The sequence below is a fragment of the Pseudomonas sp. genome (genome assembly GCF_030698175.1).
Classification (GTDB): domain Bacteria; phylum Pseudomonadota; class Gammaproteobacteria; order Pseudomonadales; family Pseudomonadaceae; genus Aquipseudomonas.
In genome coordinates this window covers 1-21,284 of sequence record NZ_JAUYNT010000039.1, presented here as the reverse complement: position 1 = coordinate 21,284, position 21,284 = coordinate 1, and the positions used below count along the sequence as shown (strand labels likewise).

Genomic DNA, 21,284 nt, shown 5'->3' with positions numbered 1-21,284 from the left:
GGTGTACTCGCCGCAGGCAGTACGCCATAAGACACGGTGTTGTGTCTGGTTGCGAACTGTTCGCGGCGCACATTGGCGGACTGTTCGCTACGCTCCTGAGTCCGCCCTACGCCGGCGGTTGTAGCTTATTTCATCAACAGCTTCCACGCCTTGAGCGTCTGCACAGTTTGCGCCTGGGCGCAGCGCTCGGCCAACAGCTCGGGGTGCAACTCAGAGTTCAGTGGCCGGCAGGCCAGCTCATTGAGTTTGCACAGTTCTCCGTATAGACGGTCGACTTCCGGTACTTCCAACACGCTGCGAGCCAGGTGCAGCCAAGTCAGCAGGCGTTCGATGCGTGGCAGTTGCTCGGCCAAATCTTCCGGTTGCTGCTGGTAACGTTTGAGCTGCAGGGCCACGCCCTCATCTTTGATCAGGGTCGGCAGCCAGTTGCCCAGTGGCGCGGCGCCTTGGCGGTTGCCGCGGTTGTTGCGCTCGGCCGCCCAGCTGCGGGCTAGCAGCCAGCGCGAAGCCTGCAGCGAGAACAGGCCCCAGCGGGTGCCATTAAGTTCCTCGGCAAACTGCGCCGGTGCGGCTTGGCGTACGGCGTCGTCGAGCTGGCCGGCCAGGGCCCGTGGGCGCCAATCGGCGAGCAAGGCATCCAGGTGGCTGCGCAACTCATGGCTGGCCACCCGTGGTGCGGCCTGGCCGAGGCTGCCGAGCAGGGCGCGCAGTTCGACCAGCTGCTCGACCCAGTCGAGCAGCAAGCGCCAGTGACCATTGAAGCGGTATTGCTCGGCCAGGCGCTGGCTGCTGCCCAGCAGGTGCCAGGCCAGGGCGGCGAAAGCGTCGTCCAGGGCCATTTCGGCGTTCAGCTCAGGCGCGGGCAGGCTGAGTGAGTAGCTGTTGGCATCGAACAGGCGATAACCGCGCTCGGCCTTGCTGATGTCGCAGGGCATCAAGGCCAGGTCGGCGGCCAATTCGGCGGCCAACTCCAGCAGGGCGGCGGGTTCGCCTTGGCGCAGCTCCAGTTCCAGCTCGCAGATTTCTTCGCTGTGTTTGCCGGCGATGACTTTACCGAGATCCAGCGCCGCTTCGATTACTACCTTGGCCTTGCCACGGCCCCAGGCGATTTCGGCGCGTTCGCGGACAAAATCGGTGGTGAAGATGGCGCTTAGTTGCTTCTTGTCCAACTCGGCCAGACTGGCCGGCCAGCAGTCGCCGTCGAGTTTTTTCGCGTCGAGTTTGGCTTTGCTCAAGGCCCAGTCGTATTCGTTGCGCTCCGACAGGCCGGCCACGCTCTGACCACGGGTTTTCAGGGTTTGGATAAACTCGTCGCCATCGCGGCGGATGCGCAGCGCGACCTTGGCCTGGGCCAGCTCGCGGCTTGGCGTGTCGAAATACTGATTGAACAGCTCGCGCCGCTCCCAGCCGCTCTTGTTGCGCTTTTTCAGCAGCGGGTGCTCACGCAGTGCGATCAGGGTTTCACGGCTGACGCGCAACTTGATTTCGGTTTCTTTTTGCATGAGCTGGGTGTCCAAACGCGAATAACAGGGCGCAGCTTGATTGGGCTGCTTGAACCCTGCAGTGTACAGGACTAGGAGCCTGCCGGGCCGCCGGCGATAGCGCCGGGCGGGCAGATCACTCTATGATTGAGCCCTACCCCGGAGCCCACCGATGCCAATCCCTTCTCTGCAAGACCAATTCGCCGCGCTGATTGCCGCGCCTTCGGTGAGTTGCACCCAGCCGGCCTGGGATCAGTCCAACTTGCCGGTGATCGAGTTGCTGGCCAGCTGGCTGGGCGATCTGGGCTTTAACTGCGAAGTGCAAACCATCAGCCCCGGCAAGGCCAATCTGCTCGCCACCTACGGCAGCGGCCCCGGCGGCCTGGTGCTGGCCGGCCATAGCGATACGGTGCCCTTCGATGCGGCGCTGTGGCAGAGCGACCCGCTCAAACTGACCGAGGTCGGCGACCGTTGGGTCGGCCTCGGCGTGTGCGACATGAAGGGTTTCTTCCCGCTGGTGATCGAGGCGGTGCGTGGCCTGCTGGATCAGCCGTTCCAGCAGCCGCTGCTGATTCTGGCCACCTGCGATGAAGAAAGCTCGATGTCCGGCGCCCGCGCTTTGGCCGAGGCTGGCCGGCCGCTGGGGCGCGCCGCGGTGATCGGCGAGCCGACCGGGCTCAAACCTATTCGCCTGCATAAAGGCGTGATGATGGAGCGTATCGACATCCTCGGTCAGAGCGGCCATTCCTCCGACCCGAGCCTCGGTCATAGCGCGCTGGAGGCCATGCACGCGGCGATTGCCGAGCTGCTGGTGCTGCGCCAGCAATGGCAGCTGGAATATCGCAATCCGCTGTTCAATGTGCCGCAGCCGACCCTGAATCTGGGTTGTATCCATGGCGGAGACAATCCCAACCGCATCTGCGGGCAGTGCTCGCTGGAGTTTGATTTGCGCCCGTTGCCGGGCATGGACCCGGAAGTGCTGCGGGCGGCGATCCGGCAGAAACTCCAGCCACTGGCCGAGCAGCGCCAGGTGCGCATCGACTACGGGCCGATTTTTCCCGGCGTGCCACCGTTCGAGCAGGCTGCTGACTGTGAATTAGTGCGTTTGGCCGAGCGACTGACGGGGCAAGCCGCCGATGCGGTAGCCTTTGCCACCGAAGCGCCGTATCTTCAGCAGCTCGGTTGCGAAACCCTGATATTGGGCCCTGGCGACATCGCCTGCGCCCATCAGCCCAACGAGTTTCTCGAGTTGGCACGGATCGAACCGACGGTGCGGATTTTGCGCCAATTGATCCAGCATTATTGTTTGCGGTGAGTGGGGCGCTGGGGAGTGGGCAGTGGGAGAGCTGGGGAGTGGGCGCGGTGCGGCGAGCTTGGTTGTTTTAGCTCACAGAGGCGCTGAGGCATGGAGGAAAAGCCGTAAGCAGGGTTTCCACTAACTTCCCACTTTCCACTTCCCAGCTGTCCAACTTCCCACTCCCCACTTATCTTGAGATTCATCTATGCCCGATTACGTTACCTGGCTGCGCCACGCCTCGCCCTATATCAACGCCCACCGCGACTGCACCTTTGTGGTGATGCTGCCCGGTGAAGGGGTGGCCGACGCCAACTTTGGCAATATCGTTCACGACCTGGTGCTGCTGCACAGCCTTGGTGTGCGGCTGGTGCTGGTGCACGGCTCACGCCCGCAAATCGAAACCCGCCTGGCTGCCCGTGGCCTGACGCCGCGCTTTCACCGTAACCTGCGGATCACCGATGCGCCGACCCTGGAGTGCGTGATCGACGCCGTCGGGCAGATGCGTATCGCCATCGAGGCGCGGCTGTCGATGGACATGGCCGCCTCGCCGATGCAGGGCTCGCGTTTGCGGGTCACGGGTGGCAACTTCGTCACCGCGCGGCCGATTGGCGTGCTGGACGGCGTCGATTACCACCACACCGGCGAAGTGCGGCGGGTTGATCGCAAGGGCATCAATCGCCTGCTGGATGAGCGCAGCATCGTCGTGCTGTCGTCGCTGGGTTACTCGCCGACCGGAGAGATTTTTAACCTGGCCTGTGAAGACGTGGCCATGCGCGCGGCCATCGATTTACAGGCCGACAAGCTGTTGCTGTTTAGCAGCGAGCGCGGCCTGCTGGATGAAGCCGGTGCACTGATCCGTGAGTTGCGCCCGCAACAGGTGCCGGCCCATTTGGCCCGGTTGGGTAATGACTATCAGGCCGAGTTACTGGACGCTGCAGCGCAAGCCTGTCGGGCCGGCGTGGCCCGCAGCCATATCGTCAGTTACAGCGCCGACGGCGCCCTGCTGACCGAGCTGTTCACCCGTGACGGTGGCGGCACCCTGGTCAGCCAGGAGCAGTTCGAGCAATTGCGCGAAGCCACCATCGAGGATGTCGGCGGTTTGCTCGAGCTGATCAGCCCGCTGGAGGAGCAAGGCATTCTGGTGCGCCGCTCGCGCGAAGTGCTGGAGCGCGAGATCGAACAGTTCAGCATCGTCGAGCGCGACGGCTTGATCATCGCCTGCGCGGCGCTCTATCCGATTGCCGACTCAACGGCCGGCGAGCTGGCTTGCCTGGCGGTCAACCCGGAGTACCGCCATGGCGGTCGCGGTGACGAGCTGCTCGAACGGATCGAGGAGCGCGCCCGGGCGCTGGGGCTGCAGACGCTGTTTGTGCTGACCACCCGCACCGCCCACTGGTTTCGCGAGCGCGGCTTCCAGCCCAGCGGCGTCGAGAGCCTGCCGGCGGCGCGCGCCTCGCTGTACAACAATCAGCGTAATTCCAAGGTGTTTGAAAAACAGCTATAGATGGGGAGTGGGAAGTGGGCAACCGCGAAGCGTTGCCCACCGGCAGCCGTCGATGGGTATCGCTGCGCTCGACCCATCCTACAAGCTGATCCAAGGCTTAATCGGCTAGATGTCGGCACCGTTACCGGCCCGACCTACGCGCTTTTTTGCAGATACAGTTTGAATTGCTCTTCGCCATCGGCCCAGCCGGCTTCCCAAGCGGCCGCCAATACTTCGGCCGGATAGGGTTGTAGTTGCAGCTGTTGGCCCGTCAGGCCGGCCATGTAACCTTGCTGGTAAGCCTTGTTAAGGCTGTCCAAACTCCAGGCTTGGTCTGCATCGGGGAGCGCGGAAGGCGCCATGTTGAGGGCTCGCAGTGATAGGTCTGCGCTTATGCTAGCTGGCTGATTCAGGCAAACCGAGCAGCTTTGCATGGATCGCCAAGTAGCTTTGCGCATTTGTGACGGGTTCGACGCTTGTCTCAGCCAACGGCGGGTTACGCCGCTACGCGTCTAACCCGCCCTACACCTGCAAGATGCTCGCCTGATAGGCCGCGACGAAGTCTTCGAAGCTGCCGGCCGGCTCGCTTTCCATCCGTGCCTGGGCGGCCAGCGACTCGCTGACGCTGGCGCTAAACGCGGCCTGCTCGGCTGCGCGGAGCGGCTGGCTGCGCAAATATTCGGCGTGCACACGGCTCTGGCGCAGGGAGAACTGGGCAAAGCTTTCGCCGTGCTCGCGCAGCTTGGCCAGCACTTGAGCCGAGGGCGTCAGGCTTGGGTCAGCAACTTTGGTCTGTTGCTGGGTCAGACTGTCGGCATGGGCGCTGCCGCCATGACTCTGGTCGAGCAGCGCCGCCACCGGTTGAATGCGTTCGAGCAATTGCTGCGCCAAGGCCGTCAGTTCGATTGGTTGGCCTTGGTGTTGCAGATGCAGGCCGGGGCGCCGGCCTTCCTTGACCACTTTGAGGAAGTTGCCGGTGGCGGCGTGGCATTCCTCGCTGCTCAGCAGCGGGCTGTCCTGCAGGGCACAGAACAGCAAGAAGGCATCGAGAAAACGCGCCTCAACCAGGTCTATCCCCAGTGGCAGGAAGGGGTTGATGTCCAGGCAGCGAGCCTCGACGTATTGCACGCCGCGGGCCACCAGCGCCTGAATCGGCCGCTCGCCGCTGTCGGTGACCCGCTTGGGGCGGATGCTCGAGTAGTACTCGTTCTCGATCTGCAACACGTTGGTGTTGAGCTGCAGCCACTGGCCATCTTTCTGCATGCCGATCTCGGCATAGGCCGGGTAGGGCGTGGCCACGGCTTTGCGCAGGCTATGGATATAGCTGTCGAGGTCGTTGTAGCAGGGCGTCAGGCCGCTCTGGGCGCTGCTTTGGTAGCCCAGGTCGCTCATCCGCAAGCTGGTGGCGTAGGGCAGGTACAGGGTGTCGGCATCCAGCTGCTGCAGTTGGTGCGGGCGGCCACGCAGGAAGCCGGCATCCAGGGCCGGCGAGGCGCCGAACAGGTACATCAGCAGCCAGCTGTAACGGCGGAAATTACGGATCAGACCGATATAGCGCGCCGACTGATAATCGCGGGCACTGTGCTGATCGCCATCCAGGCTTTGCAGCAGCGGCCAAATGGCTTCGGGTAGCGAGAAGTTGTAATGAATGCCGGCAATGCACTGCATGCTCTTGCCGTAACGCAGGGCCAGCCCTTGGCGATAGACGTACTTGAGTCGGCCGATATTCGAGCTGCCATAGCGGGCGATCGGGATCTGCTCCTCACTCGGCAGCGGGCAGGGCATCGACGGGCTCCACAACAGCTCATCGCCCAGTTGGCTGTAGGCGGCGCGGTGAATCTGCTCCAGATCGGCCAGGGTTTGCGCGGCATCCGGCTCGGCGGGGGTGATGAACTCCAGCAACGACTCGGAGTAATCGGTGGTGATCTGCGCATGGGTCAGGGCCGAACCCAGGGCTTGCGGGTGCGGGGTGAGTGCCAGCTGACCGTCTGCATCGACGCGCAGGCATTCGCGCTCAATACCGTGCAGGCATTGGCTGAGCAGTGGCAGATTGGCAGGTTCGGCTAAAAGGCCTAAGCGACGGGGCAGCAGAGAGTTCAAAATGCGATTCCTTGAAGGCAGCCCTTCACACGTCAGTCGCCCCAATATGGGGACGCCAGCGCCGCTGTACAAGGGCCAAGAGGTAACCGCAGTTATCGGTGGAGCTGCGACTCGGGCGCTTATGGGCATGCCGTGCGGGTTCGAGCCAAGCCTAGCGCACCAGCATTAAGGTTACTTGCTTGGCTGCGACAGGTCTGTAGGCCGTACTCGTCGCAGGCAGTACGGCCTTCGGCGGTGTCCATCGTGGCGATCAAGCGCGGCGGACTGTTCGCTGCGCTCCTGAGTCCGCCCTACTCCCCACTTCCCACTCCCAACTTCTTACTTCTTTTTCATCTGTTTGGCGCCGGCAAACAGCGCGGCCATGCCGGCGTTGGCGGGCGCGGGCTTGTCCTGGCTGGAATGCCGTTCGGTGCGTGGGGCGTTGCCCTTGTTGCCGCCGCGTGGGCCTTCGATTTTCTCGCCGGGGGTGTCGCCCATGCGCATGCTCAGGGCCACGCGGTTACGCGGGATGTCCACTTCCATGACCTTGACCCGCACGATGTCGCCGGCCTTGACCACTTCGTAAGGGTTTTTGACGAACTTTTCTGACAGTGCCGAGATATGTACCAGGCCGTCCTGGTGCACGCCGATGTCGACGAAGGCGCCGAAGTTGGTGACGTTGGTGACTACGCCTTCCAGCTGCATGCCGAGCTTTAGGTCTTTAAGGGTTTCCACGCCCTCCTGGAACTCGGCGGTTTTGAACTCGGGGCGTGGGTCGCGGCCGGGTTTTTCCAGCTCCAGCAGAATGTCGCTGATGGTGGTCAGGCCGAATTTTTCGTCGACGTATTGCTTGGGATCGAGGCGCTTGAGGGTGCTGGCATCGCCGATCAGCGAGCGAATATCGCGGCCGGTATCCACGGCGATCCGTTGCACCAATGAGTAGGTTTCCGGGTGCACGGCCGAGGCGTCCAACGGGTTGTCGCCGTTCATTACGCGCAAGAAGCCGGCGGCTTGCTCGAAGGTTTTCTCGCCCAGGCGCGGCACTTTCAGCAAGGCAGCGCGGGTCTTGAAGGCACCGTTAGTGTCGCGGTGGTTGACGATATTTTGCGCCAAGGTGCTGTTGAGACCGGAGATCCGCGCCAGCAAGGCCACCGAGGCGGTGTTGACGTCGACGCCGACGGCGTTTACGCAGTCTTCCACCACGGCATCGAGACCACGGGCCAGTTTCAGTTGCGAGACGTCATGCTGGTACTGGCCGACGCCGATGGATTTCGGGTCGATCTTCACCAGCTCGGCCAGCGGGTCTTGCAGCCGGCGGGCGATGGAGACGGCGCCGCGCAGGGTCACGTCCAGATCGGGGAATTCTTTGGCGGCCAGTTCCGAGGCCGAATACACCGAGGCGCCGGCCTCGGAAACCATCACCTTGGTCAGCTTCAGGCTAGGCAGCTGTTTGATCAGGTCGGCGGCCAGTTTGTCTGTCTCGCGGCTGGCGGTGCCGTTGCCGATGGAGATCAGGTCAACCTGATGCTTGGCGCACAGCTTGGCCAGCGTCACCAAGGTGCCGTCCCAGTCGTTGCGTGGCGCGTGGGGGTAGACGGTGGCGGTGTCCAGCACCTTGCCGGTGGCATCCACCACCGCCACTTTGCAGCCGGTGCGCAGGCCCGGATCGAGGGCCAGCGTCGCCCGTGGGCCGGCCGGGGCGGCCAGCAGCAAATCATGCAGGTTACGGGCGAAGACCATGATGGCTTCGTCTTCGGCGCCTTCGCGCAGCTCGCCGAACAAGTCGGTTTCCAGGTGGGTGTAGAGCTTGACCTTCCAGGTCCAGCGCACCACCTCGGCCAGCCATTTATCGGCCGGGCGGTTTTGATTGGTGATGCCGAAACGCTCGGCAATCATGCCTTCGCCCGGATGCATGCTGCCCGGTAACTCGTCGCCGACCTTCAGGCCAGCGCTGAGGAAGCCTTCATTGCGGCCACGGAAAATCGCCAGGGCACGGTGCGAGGGCACGCTCTTGAAGCGCTCGTCGTGCTCAAAGTAGTCGCGAAACTTGGCGCCTTCTTCTTCCTTGCCCGCCACCAAACGGGCGCTGAGGGTGGCTTCCTGCTTGAGGAAGCTACGCAGATTGGTCAGCAAGGTGGCGTCTTCGGCGAAGCGCTCCATCAGGATGTACTTGGCGCCTTCGAGCACGGATTTGAGGTCGGCGAAGCCTTTTTCGGCGTCGATAAAGCGTGCCGCTTCGGACTCGGGATTCAGGCTCGGGTCGCTAAACAGCGCGTCGGCCAGCTCGCCGAGACCGGCTTCCAGGGCGATCTGGCCCTTGGTGCGGCGCTTTTGCTTGTAGGGCAAATACAAGTCTTCGAGGCGGGTCTTGGTGTCGGCCAGATTGATCTCACGGGCCAGCTCCGGGGTCAGCTTGCCTTGCTCATTGATGCTGGCAAGGATGCTGGCGCGACGGTCGTCCAGCTCGCGCAGGTAACGCAGGCGCTCCTCTAAGTTACGCAGCTGGGTATCGTCGAGGCTGCCGGTGACTTCTTTGCGGTAGCGCGAGATAAATGGCACGGTCGAACCTTCATCCAGCAACGCCACGGCGGCGGCCACTTGCTGCGGACGTACGCCCAGTTCCTCGGCGATACGGTTGTTGATGCTGTCCATAGATCCACCTACTAACGAATTGGAAACCGGTCTAGACCGTCTGAAAAGGCCGGCATTGTACCTGAGTGGGGAGTGGGGAGTGGGCGCAGTGGGACTTCCCACTCCCCACTTTTTCCAACTTTCCAGCCGCAAGGACAAATCTGCTAACAATGGTGGCGATACGCCCACGCACTGGCTGCGCCATAATGCCGCGTATTAGCCAAGGAGCTGCCATGACCGCTGAATCGAAAACCAACAGTGCCGACGAAGGCGAAAAAATCCTCATCGTCGATGACGATCCGGGTTTGCGCCGTTTGCTCGAGCGCTTTTTGACCGAGCAGGGCTACCGCGTTAAAGCCGTGGAAAACACCGAGCAAATGGACCGTGTGCTCGGCCGCGAGCTGTTTCAGTTGTTGGTGCTCGACCTGATGCTGCCCGGCGAAGACGGCCTCAGCGCCTGTAAGCGCCTGCGCGAGGCCAACAACCAGATGCCGATCATCATGCTCACCGCCAAGGGCGATGAGGGCAGCCGGATTCAGGGCCTGGAGTTGGGCGCCGACGACTATCTGGGCAAGCCATTTAACCCGCGCGAGCTGCTGGCGCGAATCAAAGCTGTGTTGCGCCGCCAGGCACCAGTGGTGCCGGGCGCGCCGGGCAGCGAGGACGAAACCGTCAGCTTCGGTGAGTACGAGCTGTTCCTCGCCACCCGCGAGCTGAAGAAGGGCGATGAAGTCCATATGCTCACCACCGGCGAATTCGCCGTGCTCAAAGCCTTGGTGCAGCATGCCCGCGAGCCGCTGACCCGGGACAAACTGATGAACCTGGCCCGTGGCCGCGAGTGGGACGCGCTGGAGCGCTCCATTGACGTGCAGATATCCCGACTGCGCCGGATGATCGAGCCCGACCCGTCCAAGCCGCGCTATATCCAGACGGTCTGGGGCGTGGGTTATGTGTTTGTGCCCGACGGTAAGTAAATCGTAATCCATGAAAACCCCACTCTGGTTCCCGCAAAGCTTCTTCGCTCGCACCCTCTGGTTGGTGTTGGGCGTGGTGCTGTTTTCCAAGGCCCTGACCCTGGTTTATCTAATGATGAACGAGGACGTGCTGGTTGATCGTCAATACAGCCACGGCACCGCGTTGACGGTGCGTAGCTATTGGGCGGTGGGTGAACAATCGCAGGTCGCTATCAGCAAGGCGTCCGGCTTGCGCGTGGTGCCGGTTGAGAGTGTGCCGGCCGGGGAGCAACATTGGCCTTACAGCAGTGTGTTTGAGCGGCAAATGCAGGCGGAGTTGGGCGCCGATACCGAGGTGCGGGTGCGCGTCCAGCACCCACCGGCGCTGTGGGTGCGCGCACCCAGCCTGGGCCCGGACTGGCTGATAGTACCGCTGTATCCGCACCCGTTGCGCGGGCAGCGGATCTGGGGCGTGCTCGGCTGGTTCTTGGCCATCGGCTTGCTCTCTACGGGTGCGGCCTGGATTTTCGTGCGCCAGCTCAGTGCGCCCTTGAAACGCCTGGTGTTTGCCGCCCGCCAATTGGGTCAGGGTCGCAGCGTGCGGCTGCCGGAAAGCGACACCCCGAGTGAAATTGCCGAGGTCTACCGGGCTTTTAATCAAATGGCCGAAGACGTCGAGCAGGGCGCCCGCGAGCGCGAACTGATGCTCGCCGGCGTCTCCCATGACCTGCGCACACCGCTGACGCGCCTGCGCCTGGCGCTGGAGTTACTGCACAGCGATGCCGAACTGACTGACGACATGGTGCGTGACATCGAGGACATGGACGCCATTCTCGAGCAGTTTTTGGCCTTTATCCGCGATGGTCGCGATGAGGCGCTGGAGCAAGTCGATCTCGGTGCGTTGATCGAAGATCTGGTGGCGCCCTACAACCAGGCCAAAGAACAGGTGCGCCTGTGTCTGGAGAGCATGCCGGCGCTGCCCCTGCGGCGGGTGTCGATCAAGCGGCTGCTGACCAATCTGATCGAAAATGCCCTGCGCTACGGCACCGACGGCGTCGAAGTGGCCGCCTATGTGACCGGCAGTTGCGGCGCGCCCTATGTGGTGCTGAGCGTGCTGGATCGCGGCGTCGGGGTCGATCCGGCGGAGCTCGCGCAGCTGTTTAATCCCTTTATTCGTGGCGATAAGGCCCGTGGTGGCAAAGGCGCGGGCCTGGGCTTGGCGATTGTGAAGCGGATTGCTGCACTGCATGGCGGCAGTGTCGAGTTGCTCAATCGCTCCGGTGGCGGGGTCGAGGCGCGGGTTTGCCTGCCAATTGGGCTGATGCTGCCGCGCAACGCGGTGTAACCCGGCATGCTGGCTAGAATCGGACGCGGTGTGCGTTGTGTGCGGGCAGCAAGCGATTTAGAGCATCGGCAACGGGTTTAAGCGGCACGCCGAGCGCGGCTGAACTACGCTCAGGACGCGTATTGAGGCGAGAGATCTATGCCCGCAGCAGCTTGGCGTTTGCCAACATGGACCTGGTGGCTCGCGCTGCCGCTGTTACATGTGGCCACTTGGTTGTCCTTGTCCAGCCAGTACCTTGGCGGGATCGCGCTGGGTTACCTGCCGTTTGGCCTGGGCTTGGTGTTGTGCCTGTGGTGGGGGCCGCGGGTATTACCGGCGCTGTATCTAAACGCGCTGCTGAGCATCCCTTTATGGGGGCTCGACTGGCAGTGGGCACCCCTCTATGCAGTGCCAGAAACCCTCTGCGTGGCCCTGGCCTGGTGGCTGCTGGGGCGACGACCCTTTGATGCCGCCCTGGCGAACTTTACCCCCTTGCTGCGGTTGATCTTGCTCGGTGTGTTATTGCCCTTGCTGTTAATGGCCTTGACCGTGCAAGGCAATTTGCAGCTGCTGGGGCGTATCGCCTGGAGCGATTTGCCAGCGGCGATTCTGGCCCAATGGTTGGTCGACAGTCTGACCAGTCTGGGCCTGTGCGTGACATTGCTGGTCTACCTCACACCCTATTTACGTGGCCGTGGCTGGTGCCAGTTACCGGTGGATCTGCCCGAAGCTGTGGCGCCGTGTCCTGCACCACCACGGCTGTTACTGCTGGCGTTGTTGTGTGCTTTGCCGCTGTTGTTGAGTTTGCTGCCGCCGTTGTTGGCGCTGCCGTTGGTGGCTTGCGTGATGCTGCTGCTGGCCTTGCGCTGGGGCTTTAGTGGTGCGGTGTTTGGGGCTGGCCTGACCACGCTGCTGGCCATAGTGCTGCCGGCATTGCAGGGGACAGGCGCGGTTGATGCCTGGCTCGACCCGCAGCGCACCGGACTGCACCTGAGTGCGCTGCTGTTGCTTTGCGCCACCTTGCTGGTCGGTCGCAGCCTGAGTGATTTGCGCCAGGCCTTGGCCCGCAGCGCGCAGATGCAGCAGCAGTTGGCGCTGGCCAACTCGGTGCTGGAGGCCTGCCCGCTGGGGATCAGCATCAGCGATGCACGGCAGGTCGATTTTCCGCTGATTTACTGCAATCCGGCCTTTGAGCGGCTCAGTGGTTACTCCGCCAGCGAAATGCTTGGGCGCAACTGTCGCCTGTTGCAGGGTCAAGCGCCGCCGCAGGTGGCGCTGGCAACGGTGCGGGCGGCCTTGCAGCGCAGCGAATCTTGCCGGGTGGTGCTGCGTAACTATCGCAAAGACGGTCACGCGTTCTGGAATGAGCTCAGTCTGACGCCCATGCGCGACGCTCAGGGCATCAGCCATTACATCGGCATGCAGCACGATGTCAGCGCCCGCGAGTGGCAAAACCAGGCGTTGCACAAGCAGCGCGAAGAGCTGTTACGGCAAACCCAGTTACTCGCGCAAACCGAGGCGATTGCCGATATCGGTGGCTGGGTGCTGAACCTGCCGGGCCGCGACATGTTCTGGAGCGAGGGTACTTTTCGCCTCTATGAATTGGATTCGGCCGAGCCGACGCCAACGCTTAATCAGGCTCTGAGTTATTTTGATGATGAGTCTCGTGGGCGTATCGAGGCCACCCTGGAAGCGGCATTGCAATCGGCTCAGCCGTTTGACCTCGAGGCGCGCATGTATGGCGCGCGCGGGAGCCTGCGCTGGTTACGGATCAAGGGTTTTTGCGAGCAGCACGAGCAGCAGGTAGTGCGTATTTACGGGGCCACTCAAGATATTTCCGCGCGCAAATTGGCGCAAAAACAACTGCACGAGCGCGATGAATGGCTGCGCATGTTCTTCGATGCACCGCTGATCGGCATGGCTATGATCGGCCCGCAGGGGCAGTGGTTGCAGGTCAATAACAAGCTCTGCCAGATCCTTGAACGCAGCGCCGAAACCTTGCGCCAAAGCAGTTGGGCGGCGATTACCCATGCCGATGACTTGGCTCTTGAAACGCACTTGTTTGACGCGCTGCGGGCGGGCAGCCGGGATGAATACGAGCTGGACAAGCGCTTTGTGCGCAGCGATGCCAGCAGTGTTTATGTGCGTTTGAGCCTGCGTGCGGTGCGCAACGTAGAGGGGGAACTGGAAGCTTGCCTGGCACTAATTGACGACATCAGTGCGCGCCATGAAGCCGAGGCGCGCTATCAGATTTTGGTCGAGCACGCGCCCGAGGCGATTCTGTTGCTCGATACCGAGCGTGGAATTATCGAGGCCAATGACAATGCTGTGCGACTGTTCGGCACCCCGCGCGAGCAACTGCTGGGCACTATGCCGACCCGGTACTGCCCCGCTATTCAGGCCAACGGGCAGTCGTCGCGCCGCCTGGCGCGGGCTCATGCGAAGGCTGCATTGGCCGGTGCGGTGCCGGTGTTTGATTGGCTGCTGCGTGACGCCGGGGGGCGCGTGCGGCCCTGCGAAGTCAGCTTGGTGCGTTTGCCGAGTCAGCAGCGCCCGCTGATTCGCCTGAGCGTTACCGATATTTCCGAGCGTCAGCGCTACCAGAAAGAGATCGAACGCCTGGCCTTTAGCGATGAGCTCACCGGGCTGCCGAATCGACGTTTATTGTCTGATCGTTTGCAGCACGCCATCGTCCGCGAGCAGCGTGAGCGGCGTTTTGGCGCCTTACTGTTTATCGATTTGGATCACTTTAAAACCGTCAACGACAGCCTTGGTCACCCGGTCGGCGACACCTTGCTGCGCGAGGTCAGCGCACGCTTGGCCGGCTGCCTGCGCGCCGAAGACACCCTGGCACGGATTGGTGGTGATGAGTTTTTGGTGTTGCTCGAAGCCCTGGCCGACAACCTGGAAGGCGCCGCCGAGCGAGCCGCCGAGATCGGCGAGAAACTGCTCGAGTGCCTGCTCGGTAGTTATTTGATCGACGGTCATGAATTGTCGATCAGTGCCAGCATCGGCATCAGTTTGCATCCACTGCCGGGTCAGGCCGCCGCCGACGCGCTCAAGCAAGCCGACACCGCCATGTATCAGGCCAAACAAAGTGGTCGCAATGGCCTGCACTTTTTTGCCAAAGAAATGCAGGCGGCCATCGACCAGCGCCTGCTGATGCAAAGCGAGTTGCGCCAGGCCATAGTGCGCAATCAGCTGCACCTGGTGTTTCAGCCGCAGTTGGCGCTGGCCGATAACCGCGTGATTGGCGCCGAGGTGTTGCTGCGCTGGCAACACCCGCAGCGCGGTGCCATCTCGCCGGAGCAATTTATCCCGCTGGCCGAAGAAACCGGCTTGATTCTCGAACTTGGCGATTGGGTGCTCGAGCAAGCCTGTGCGGCGTTAGCACGCTGGCAGCCGCAGTGGCCGGAGCTGGTGCTGGCGGTCAACCTCAGCCCGCGGCAATTACGCCAAGTCGATGTGGTGGCGCAGGTCAGCGCCTGCCTGCAACGTCACGGCTTGGCCGCCAGCGCGCTGGAGCTGGAAATCACCGAGAGTGTGTTGGTCGAGAACGTCGAACAATGCATTCAGGCCATGCAGGGTTTGAAAGACTTGGGCGTGCGCTTTGCCATCGATGACTTTGGCACCGGCTACTCATCGCTGACCTATCTCAAGCGCTTGCCGCTGGACCGGCTAAAGGTCGACCGCAGCTTTATTCACGACCTGCAAGGTGATCTCAGTGATCGCATGCTGGTGGAAACCATCTTGCTGATCGCCCACAACCTCGACCTGGAATGCGTCGCCGAAGGCATCGAAAACCCCGAGCAGCTGGCGTTTCTGCGCGAGCGCGGCTGCGCCATTGGCCAGGGTTATCTGTTCAGCAAGCCACTGGCCGAAGCGGAGTTTCTCGATTGGTTGCAGCAGCAGGGGAGTGGGGAGCGAGTGGGAAGTGGGGAGTAGGGCGGACTCAGGAGCGCAGCGAACAGTCCGCCAATGCCATGAACAGTTCGTCAAATCCGCAGTGCTGCAACGTTGGCGGGCTGCCTGCGGCGTCAGCCGGTGCCCTTGGTGCGGGTCAGGTTGGGCCCGCCGGATTTCTCGATGTACTGAATGATAATCCCGGCGACATCTTTGCTGGTGGTGGTTTCGATGCCTTCCAGGCCCGGCGAGGAGTTGACCTCCATCACCAGCGGGCCGTGGTTGGAGCGCAAGATATCCACCCCGGCGACGCTCAGGCCCATCACCTTGGCTGCGCGGATGGCGGTCATGCGCTCCTCGGGGGTGATTTTGATCAGGCTGGCGGTGCCGCCGCGGTGCAGGTTGGAGCGGAACTCGCCGGGTTTGGCCTGGCGTTTCATCGCTGCGATCACCTTATCGCCGACCACGAAGCAGCGAATATCGGCGCCACCGGCTTCCTTGATGTATTCCTGGACCATGATGTCTTGCTTGAGGCCCATAAAGGCTTCGATCACCGACTCGGCGGCGGTCGAGGTTTCACACAGCACCACGCCGATGCCCTGGGTGCCTTCCAGCACTTTAATCACCAGGGGCGCGCCGTTGACCATTTCTATCAGGTCGGGAATGTCATCCGGGGAGTGGGCAAAACCGGTCACCGGCAAACCTACGCCGCGCCGCGACAGCAGTTGCAGGGAGCGCAGCTTGTCCCGCGAGCGGGCGATGGCCACCGACTCGTTGAGCGGAAACACCCCCATCATCTCGAACTGGCGCAGCACCGCGCAGCCATAAAAAGTCACCGAGGCGCCGATCCGCGGGATCACCGCATCGAAGCCTTCCAGGGGTTTGCCGCGGTAGTGGATCTGCGGCTTGTGGCTGGCGATGTTCATATAGGCGCGCAGGGTGTCGATCACCACCATCTCATGGCCGCGCTGCTGACCGGCTTCAACCAGCCGGCGGGTGGAATACAGGCGCGGGTTGCGCGACAGCACGGCGATTTTCATTGGGCACCGGCGAGGTTGGCGAGCGGCGATTGGTCTGATGCGGCGGTGCGCGCAGGGTTAGCCGCGAGCTGACTGTCGAGCAGGGCATTGACCAGGCGGCGGGTGGAATACAAGCGCGGGTTACGCGACAGCACAGCGATTTTCATTTAACACCTGTAGCGCAAGAAATAAGTGCCGGCAGCGCCGGCTCGTGTTGAAGAGGGGCCGTTAGGGCCGGCTTATGCTGAATGGGGGGCGGGGTTGTCGGCTTGTCTTGAATATAAGTAAGGGCCGGATTAACCACCAATTGCCCGTCGATCAGTGCCTTGGCGCCGATCAATAGGCGGTAGCGCATGGCTTTGCGGCAGGTCAGGGTGAAGTCCACCGGCCAGGTGCGGTCACCCAGGCTCAGTTGAGTACGGATCACGTAGCGAGTCTGGGTCTGGCCGTTGGAGCTTTTGATGGTTTTTAGCGTTACCAACGGCGCTTCGCAACGGCGATGACGCAATTGCGCCTGGCTGCCGAAGTGCGCGCTAAAACGTACCCAGCCGGCACCCTGCTGCTCGAACACTTCGATATCGGAGGCGTGCAGGGTCGAGGTGCTGGCACCGGTGTCGATCTTCGCCCGCAGGCCCGCCACGCCCAGCTCGGGTAAGGCGACCCATTCGCGCAGGCCAATCACGGTGAGGTGGTCGAAAGTCTTCACAGCCGGGCCAGCTTTTCAGATAAGTCAGATAAGGTTGTCGGCATTCTAGTCGGGCATTATGCCGAGCGCATCCAGCGATTTAGCCGAACACTTAAGTCGGCGGGTTAAAACAGCGAGGCAAAATGGGCGGTAAAATAAGCGGCAAAAGCAATCCAAGCCCCAGCGAAGCCGTGCGTCTGGACAAATGGCTGTGGGCGGCGCGATTTTTCAAGACCCGCGCCCTGGCCAAGGCGGCCATCGAGGGCGGCAAGGTGCATTGCCAGGGCGAGCGCTGCAAACCCAGCAAGGAGCCGAAGGTCGGTGATGAGTTGCTGATTCGCCAGGGCTTCGAGGAGCGCCTGGTGCGGGTTGAGGCCCTGTCTTCGGCACGCCGGGGGGCCAGCGAGGCGCAGCAGCTGTATACGGAGACCGCCGAGAGCATTGTCCGCCGCGAGCAGGCGGCGGCCCTGCGTAAGGCCGGCGCGTTGGGTATGACCACCGATGGGCGACCAACCAAGAAGCAGCGTCGGCAGATCCATGGTTTTCGCGATGCCCAGGAGCAATAAAGGCCTTGGTTAATGCCGAGGACCCTGTAGGGGCGCATTTGTGACCCACATGGAGGTGGGAAATGCAGTAAACCGTAGGGAGCGGTTGCTGCCCTGCGATGGGGCTCGGCCAATCGCGGACAAGTCCGCACCTACAAAAGCCTAGAGGCAAGACCGGCTCAATCGCCCCGATAGATAACCGGCGCTTGGTGGCCCGGCGGTTTGCGCCTAAAATCGCCGGCCCGAGCCGAACATAGCGAAACTGGCATGTCTGATTTTTCCCAGCGATTTCTGTTTGATGAGTGCGATGTGCGTGGCGAACTGGTCGCCCTCGACGCCAGTTATCAGCATGTCTTGGCCAAACACCCGTACCCACCGGCCGTCGCCCAGTTGCTGGGCGAGGTGCTGGCCGCCGCCGCCTTGCTGGTCGGCACCCTCAAATTTGATGGCCTGCTGATTCTGCAAGCGCGCTCCACCGGCGCGGTGCCGCTGCTGATGGTCGAGTGTTCGAGCAACCGTGAGCTGCGCGGGATTGCCCGTTACCACGCCGAGCAGATCGGCGCCGATGCCGGTCTGCATGAGCTGATGCCCGAAGGCATGCTGGCGATCACCGTTGATCCTACCGGCGGCCAGCGGTATCAAGGCGTGGTGGCCCTCGATGGGGTGGATTTGGCCGCCTGCTTGTCCGCCTATTTCGAAACTTCCGAGCAACTGTCGACGCGTTTTCGATTGCAGGCCGATGGCCGTCGCGCCCGCGGTTTTATGCTCCAGCAATTACCGGCTGATCGGCTGCCCGACAGCGATGAGCGGGCCAATAACTGGGAGCATCTGCTGACCCTGACCAGCACCCTCAGCACCGAAGAGCTGCTCGCGCTGGACAATGAAACCTTGCTGCACCGGCTCTATCACCAAGAGCCGGTACGGCTGTTTGAACCCAGCCCGTTTAATTTTCGTTGCAGCTGCTCGCGGGAACGTTCGGCCAATGCGCTGGTCAGCTTAGGGCTGGCCGATGCCGAGCAACTGTTGACCGAGCATGCAGGCGCTATCGTCATCGACTGCCAATTTTGCAATCAGTGCTACTCGTTTGACGCCGCCGATGTGGCGCAGTTATTCGCCGGCGGTGGCAGTGCCGGGGCCGCAGAAACCCGCCACTGAAGCATAACCACTGAGCGCTTTAGGCCTGCGCAGTTTGCTTGCCCACAGACCTAATCGGCTCAGGATTGGCGCGGATTTTGAGTGTATTTCACTCGCATTCGCGATTTCTGGCATAATTGCCGACAAATTTTTCCGTTGTAGTGGTCAGTTCTAGGCACTACATCACGACTGGAGGACTCGGCCACTGGCCGACGGGGACCCGCATGACTCAAGCCAATACCGCCGTGTACACCGACATTAGTGCCGCGCAACTGATCGAAGAAGCGATTCGGCGTGGCGAAGGTGAGCTGGCCGCCAACGGTTCGTTGGTAGTGAAAACCGGTCACCGTACCGGTCGTTCCCCAGCGGACCGCTTCATCGTTGAAGAGCCCACCACTCAGGCCGCCATCGCCTGGGGCAGCATCAACCGGCCGTTCCCTGCCGACAAGTTCGATGCCCTGTGGGAGCGCGTAGAGGCTTACGTCGCCGGCCGCGAGTCGTTCGTTTCCCACGTCCATGTAGGCGCTCACCCAGAGCACTATTTGGCGATCAAAATGACCACCGAAACCGCCTGGCACAACCTGTTCGGTCGTTGCCTGTTTATCAATCCAGAACAGTTCAACCCCAGCAGCAGCCGCGAATGGCAGATCATCAACGCGCCGTTCTTCGAATGCGTGCCTGAGCGTGACGGCACCAACTCCGATGGTTGCGTGATCATCAACTTCGCTGCCAAGAAGGTGTTGTTGGCGGGCATGCAGTACGCCGGCGAAATGAAGAAAGCCATGTTCTCGGTGCAGAACTTCCTGCTGCCAGCGGTTGACGTGCTGCCGATGCACTGCGCCGCCAACGTTGGCGAAGACGGCGACACCACGCTGTTCTTCGGCCTCTCGGGCACCGGCAAAACCACCCTGTCGGCCGATGAAAGCCGTTACCTGATTGGCGACGACGAACACGGCTGGGGCGTGGGCACCGTGTTCAACATCGAAGGCGGCTGCTACGCCAAGTGCATTGACCTGTCGGCCAAGAACGAGCCGGTGATCTGGAAAGCCATCCAGTTCGGCGCCGTGTTGGAAAACGTGGTGCTCAACCCGGTCACTCGTCTGCCCGACTACGCCGACGCCAGCCTGACCCAGAACAGCCGTGCGGCTTACCCGCTGGAGCTGATCGAGAAGCGCGTCGAGGCCAATCGTGCCGGCGAGCCGAATGCGGTGATCTTCCTGACCTGCGACCTGACCGGCGTACTGCCGCCAGTGTCGATTTTGAACAACGAGCAAGCGGCCTACCACTTCCTGTCGGGTTACACCGCGTTGGTCGGCTCGACTGAAATGGGTTCGGGCGGCGGCATCAAGTCGACCTTCTCCACCTGCTTCGGCGCGCCGTTCTTCCCACGTCCGGCGGGCGAATACGCCGAGTTGCTGATCAAGCGCATCAAGGGCTTCGGCTCCAAGGTGTACCTGGTCAATACCGGCTGGACCGGCGGCGGCTACGGCGTTGGCAAGCGCTTCAACATCCCGACCACTCGCGGCGTGATCGCGGCCATCCAGAGCGGCGCGTTGATTGGTGCCGAGACCGAGCACCTGCCGATGATCAACCTCGACGTGCCGAAGTTGGTGCCGGGTGTTGAGACTAATCTGCTCAACCCACGCAACACCTGGGCTGACGGCGCCGCTTACGACGCCGCCGCCAAGGTGCTGGCGCAGCAGTTCATCGACAACTTCAAGAAGTTCGATGTATCAGACGCCATCAAAAATGCGGGGCCACAGCTGTAAGGCCTTAGCGTTTTAAAAAAACCGCCTTCGGGCGGTTTTTTTCTGGGCGCTAGAAAGCGCGCGCGAAGCGCCAGTGCAGGCAGTTGCGGGTTTCGCCGGCACTACATGGCTTTATTTATGTAGTAACGAATATCTTGCGCTGTTTGTTTTTTGTTACTACAGTAAGTCTTGTGGACATTACTTACGATCCCGGCAAGAACGAAAACAACATCCAGGGTCGCGGCTTGCCGTTCGATTTGATGGTGGATTTCGACTGGTCGAGCGCACTGATCCATGAAGATACCCGCAAGGATTACGGTGAGCGCCGTTATCAAGCCTTGGGGTATATCGGCGAACGCTTGTTCGTCGTGGTATTTACGCCGCGCGCTGGCAAGGTCCATGTGATCAGCCTGCGTAAGGCCAATTCCCGCGAGGTGAAACGATATGCTTAAGCGTAAAAATTCTGAATTGATCGACGCCGACAATCCGCAATGGAGCGAGGCCGATTTCGCCCGTGCGCGCCCGGCCGCAGAGGTATTACCTGAGCTGTTTGGTGCCGAGCAAGCAGCGCAAATGCTTAAGCCTAAAAAACGTGGCCGGCCTGCCGGCGTGACCAAGGTGTCGACGACGGTGCGGTTCAATGCCGAGGTGCTCGCGAGTTTCAAGGCCTCCGGCCCTGGTTGGCAAACCAGGATGAATGCCGCGCTGCAAGACTGGCTGAAAACCCACGACCCGCGCGATGCGGCGTAGTGGCTAGCCCGCGCCGTTGGTTTGGTCGTTAGTGGCTGGCCTGCTTGGCGCACCACTAAAGGTCGGATGACAAGCCCGCCGTGGCCGGTGACTCTGGCCGGCATTGCGCGCCGCTAGCAGCCTGTCGGGCTTAGGCGTCCGTAGCGAGGGAAAGACCGGTTTGAGGCAGTTTTTGCGCTCTTTTGAGGCGAATAGTCGCTCTCTTTAACGAAAAAGAGCGCGAAAAATGACCAAGTCCGGCTTTTCCGCAGT

17 protein-coding genes are annotated in these 21,284 nt (G+C 61.9%); 10 read left to right on the top strand and 7 right to left on the bottom strand.

Annotated features, from left to right (window positions below):
* Positions 1-125 precede the first annotated feature (125 nt).
* Entirely contained in the window at positions 126-1,502 is a 1,377-nt protein-coding gene (locus Q8R10_RS19040; RefSeq protein ID WP_305655527.1) for an inorganic triphosphatase, read from the bottom strand.
* Between the two features lie 151 nt (positions 1,503-1,653).
* Between Q8R10_RS19040 and argE the strand changes: the two genes are divergently transcribed.
* The gene (gene argE, locus Q8R10_RS19035; protein ID WP_305655526.1) at positions 1,654-2,796 is read left to right on the top strand and encodes an acetylornithine deacetylase; all 1,143 of its coding nucleotides are present in this window, start codon (positions 1,654-1,656) and stop codon (positions 2,794-2,796) included.
* 187 nt (positions 2,797-2,983) lie between these two features.
* Positions 2,984-4,282 (top strand): amino-acid N-acetyltransferase, encoded by a 1,299-nt coding sequence (gene argA, locus Q8R10_RS19030; protein WP_305655525.1) that lies wholly within the window; start codon positions 2,984-2,986, stop codon positions 4,280-4,282.
* A 134-nt stretch (positions 4,283-4,416) separates the two neighbouring features.
* On the opposite strand, the gene rmf is transcribed toward argA, so the two are convergent.
* The 3 genes from rmf to Q8R10_RS19015 form a co-directional block, all read right to left on the bottom strand.
* On the bottom strand, positions 4,417-4,623 hold the full coding sequence (gene rmf, locus Q8R10_RS19025; RefSeq protein WP_305655524.1) for a ribosome modulation factor: 207 nt from the start codon (positions 4,621-4,623) through the stop codon (positions 4,417-4,419).
* 160 nt (positions 4,624-4,783) lie between these two features.
* Positions 4,784-6,361 (bottom strand): glutamate--cysteine ligase, encoded by a 1,578-nt coding sequence (gene gshA / locus Q8R10_RS19020; protein ID WP_305655523.1) that lies wholly within the window; start codon positions 6,359-6,361, stop codon positions 4,784-4,786.
* A 318-nt stretch (positions 6,362-6,679) separates the two neighbouring features.
* Positions 6,680-8,992, bottom strand: coding sequence for a Tex family protein (locus Q8R10_RS19015; RefSeq protein WP_305655522.1), 2,313 nt, complete (start codon positions 8,990-8,992; stop codon positions 6,680-6,682).
* Positions 8,993-9,204: 212 nt separating this feature from the next.
* Here Q8R10_RS19015 and ompR point away from each other — a divergent pair, with 212 nt between their 5' ends.
* The 3 genes from ompR (at position 9,205) to Q8R10_RS19000 (ending at position 15,193) form a co-directional block, all read left to right on the top strand.
* Complete coding sequence (ompR, locus tag Q8R10_RS19010) at positions 9,205-9,945, top strand: two-component system response regulator OmpR (RefSeq protein WP_305655521.1); 741 nt, start codon at positions 9,205-9,207, stop codon at positions 9,943-9,945.
* 10 nt (positions 9,946-9,955) lie between these two features.
* On the top strand, positions 9,956-11,269 hold the full coding sequence (locus Q8R10_RS19005) for an ATP-binding protein (RefSeq protein WP_305655520.1): 1,314 nt from the start codon (positions 9,956-9,958) through the stop codon (positions 11,267-11,269).
* Between the two features lie 138 nt (positions 11,270-11,407).
* The gene (locus Q8R10_RS19000; RefSeq protein ID WP_305655519.1) at positions 11,408-15,193 is read left to right on the top strand and encodes an EAL domain-containing protein; all 3,786 of its coding nucleotides are present in this window, start codon (positions 11,408-11,410) and stop codon (positions 15,191-15,193) included.
* Between the two features lie 92 nt (positions 15,194-15,285).
* Here the strand turns inward: Q8R10_RS19000 and rimK are convergent, their stop codons facing one another.
* Genes rimK through Q8R10_RS18985 form a run of 3 tightly spaced genes read right to left on the bottom strand, consistent with a single transcriptional unit; the run spans position 15,286 to position 16,876 of the window.
* Positions 15,286-16,191, bottom strand: a complete 906-nt coding sequence (gene rimK / locus Q8R10_RS18995; protein WP_305655518.1) for a 30S ribosomal protein S6--L-glutamate ligase — start codon at positions 16,189-16,191, stop codon at positions 15,286-15,288.
* Entirely contained in the window at positions 16,188-16,337 is a 150-nt protein-coding gene (locus Q8R10_RS18990; protein ID WP_305655517.1) for a hypothetical protein, read from the bottom strand. Before Q8R10_RS18990 ends, rimK begins: the two co-directional genes overlap by 4 nt.
* Positions 16,334-16,876: an ATP-dependent zinc protease gene (locus tag Q8R10_RS18985; RefSeq protein WP_371133371.1), complete on the bottom strand. Its 543-nt coding sequence runs from the start codon at positions 16,874-16,876 to the stop codon at positions 16,334-16,336. Before Q8R10_RS18985 ends, Q8R10_RS18990 begins: the two co-directional genes overlap by 4 nt.
* A 122-nt stretch (positions 16,877-16,998) precedes the next feature.
* Here Q8R10_RS18985 and Q8R10_RS18980 point away from each other — a divergent pair, with 122 nt between their 5' ends.
* From Q8R10_RS18980 to Q8R10_RS18960, 5 genes are all read left to right on the top strand, one after another.
* Positions 16,999-17,421: an RNA-binding S4 domain-containing protein gene (locus tag Q8R10_RS18980; RefSeq protein ID WP_305655516.1), complete on the top strand. Its 423-nt coding sequence runs from the start codon at positions 16,999-17,001 to the stop codon at positions 17,419-17,421.
* Positions 17,422-17,667: 246 nt separating this feature from the next.
* Positions 17,668-18,555, top strand: coding sequence for an Hsp33 family molecular chaperone HslO (gene hslO, locus Q8R10_RS18975; RefSeq protein ID WP_305655515.1), 888 nt, complete (start codon positions 17,668-17,670; stop codon positions 18,553-18,555).
* A 203-nt stretch (positions 18,556-18,758) separates the two neighbouring features.
* Positions 18,759-20,303 carry a phosphoenolpyruvate carboxykinase gene (locus tag Q8R10_RS18970; protein WP_305655514.1) on the top strand — a complete coding sequence of 515 codons (1,545 nt, stop codon included), beginning with the start codon at positions 18,759-18,761 and terminating at the stop codon, positions 20,301-20,303.
* Between the two features lie 170 nt (positions 20,304-20,473).
* The gene (locus tag Q8R10_RS18965) at positions 20,474-20,734 is read left to right on the top strand and encodes a BrnT family toxin (RefSeq protein ID WP_305655513.1); all 261 of its coding nucleotides are present in this window, start codon (positions 20,474-20,476) and stop codon (positions 20,732-20,734) included.
* Positions 20,727-21,032 (top strand): BrnA antitoxin family protein, encoded by a 306-nt coding sequence (locus Q8R10_RS18960; RefSeq protein ID WP_305655512.1) that lies wholly within the window; start codon positions 20,727-20,729, stop codon positions 21,030-21,032. Before Q8R10_RS18965 ends, Q8R10_RS18960 begins: the two co-directional genes overlap by 8 nt.
* Positions 21,033-21,284 lie beyond the last annotated feature (252 nt).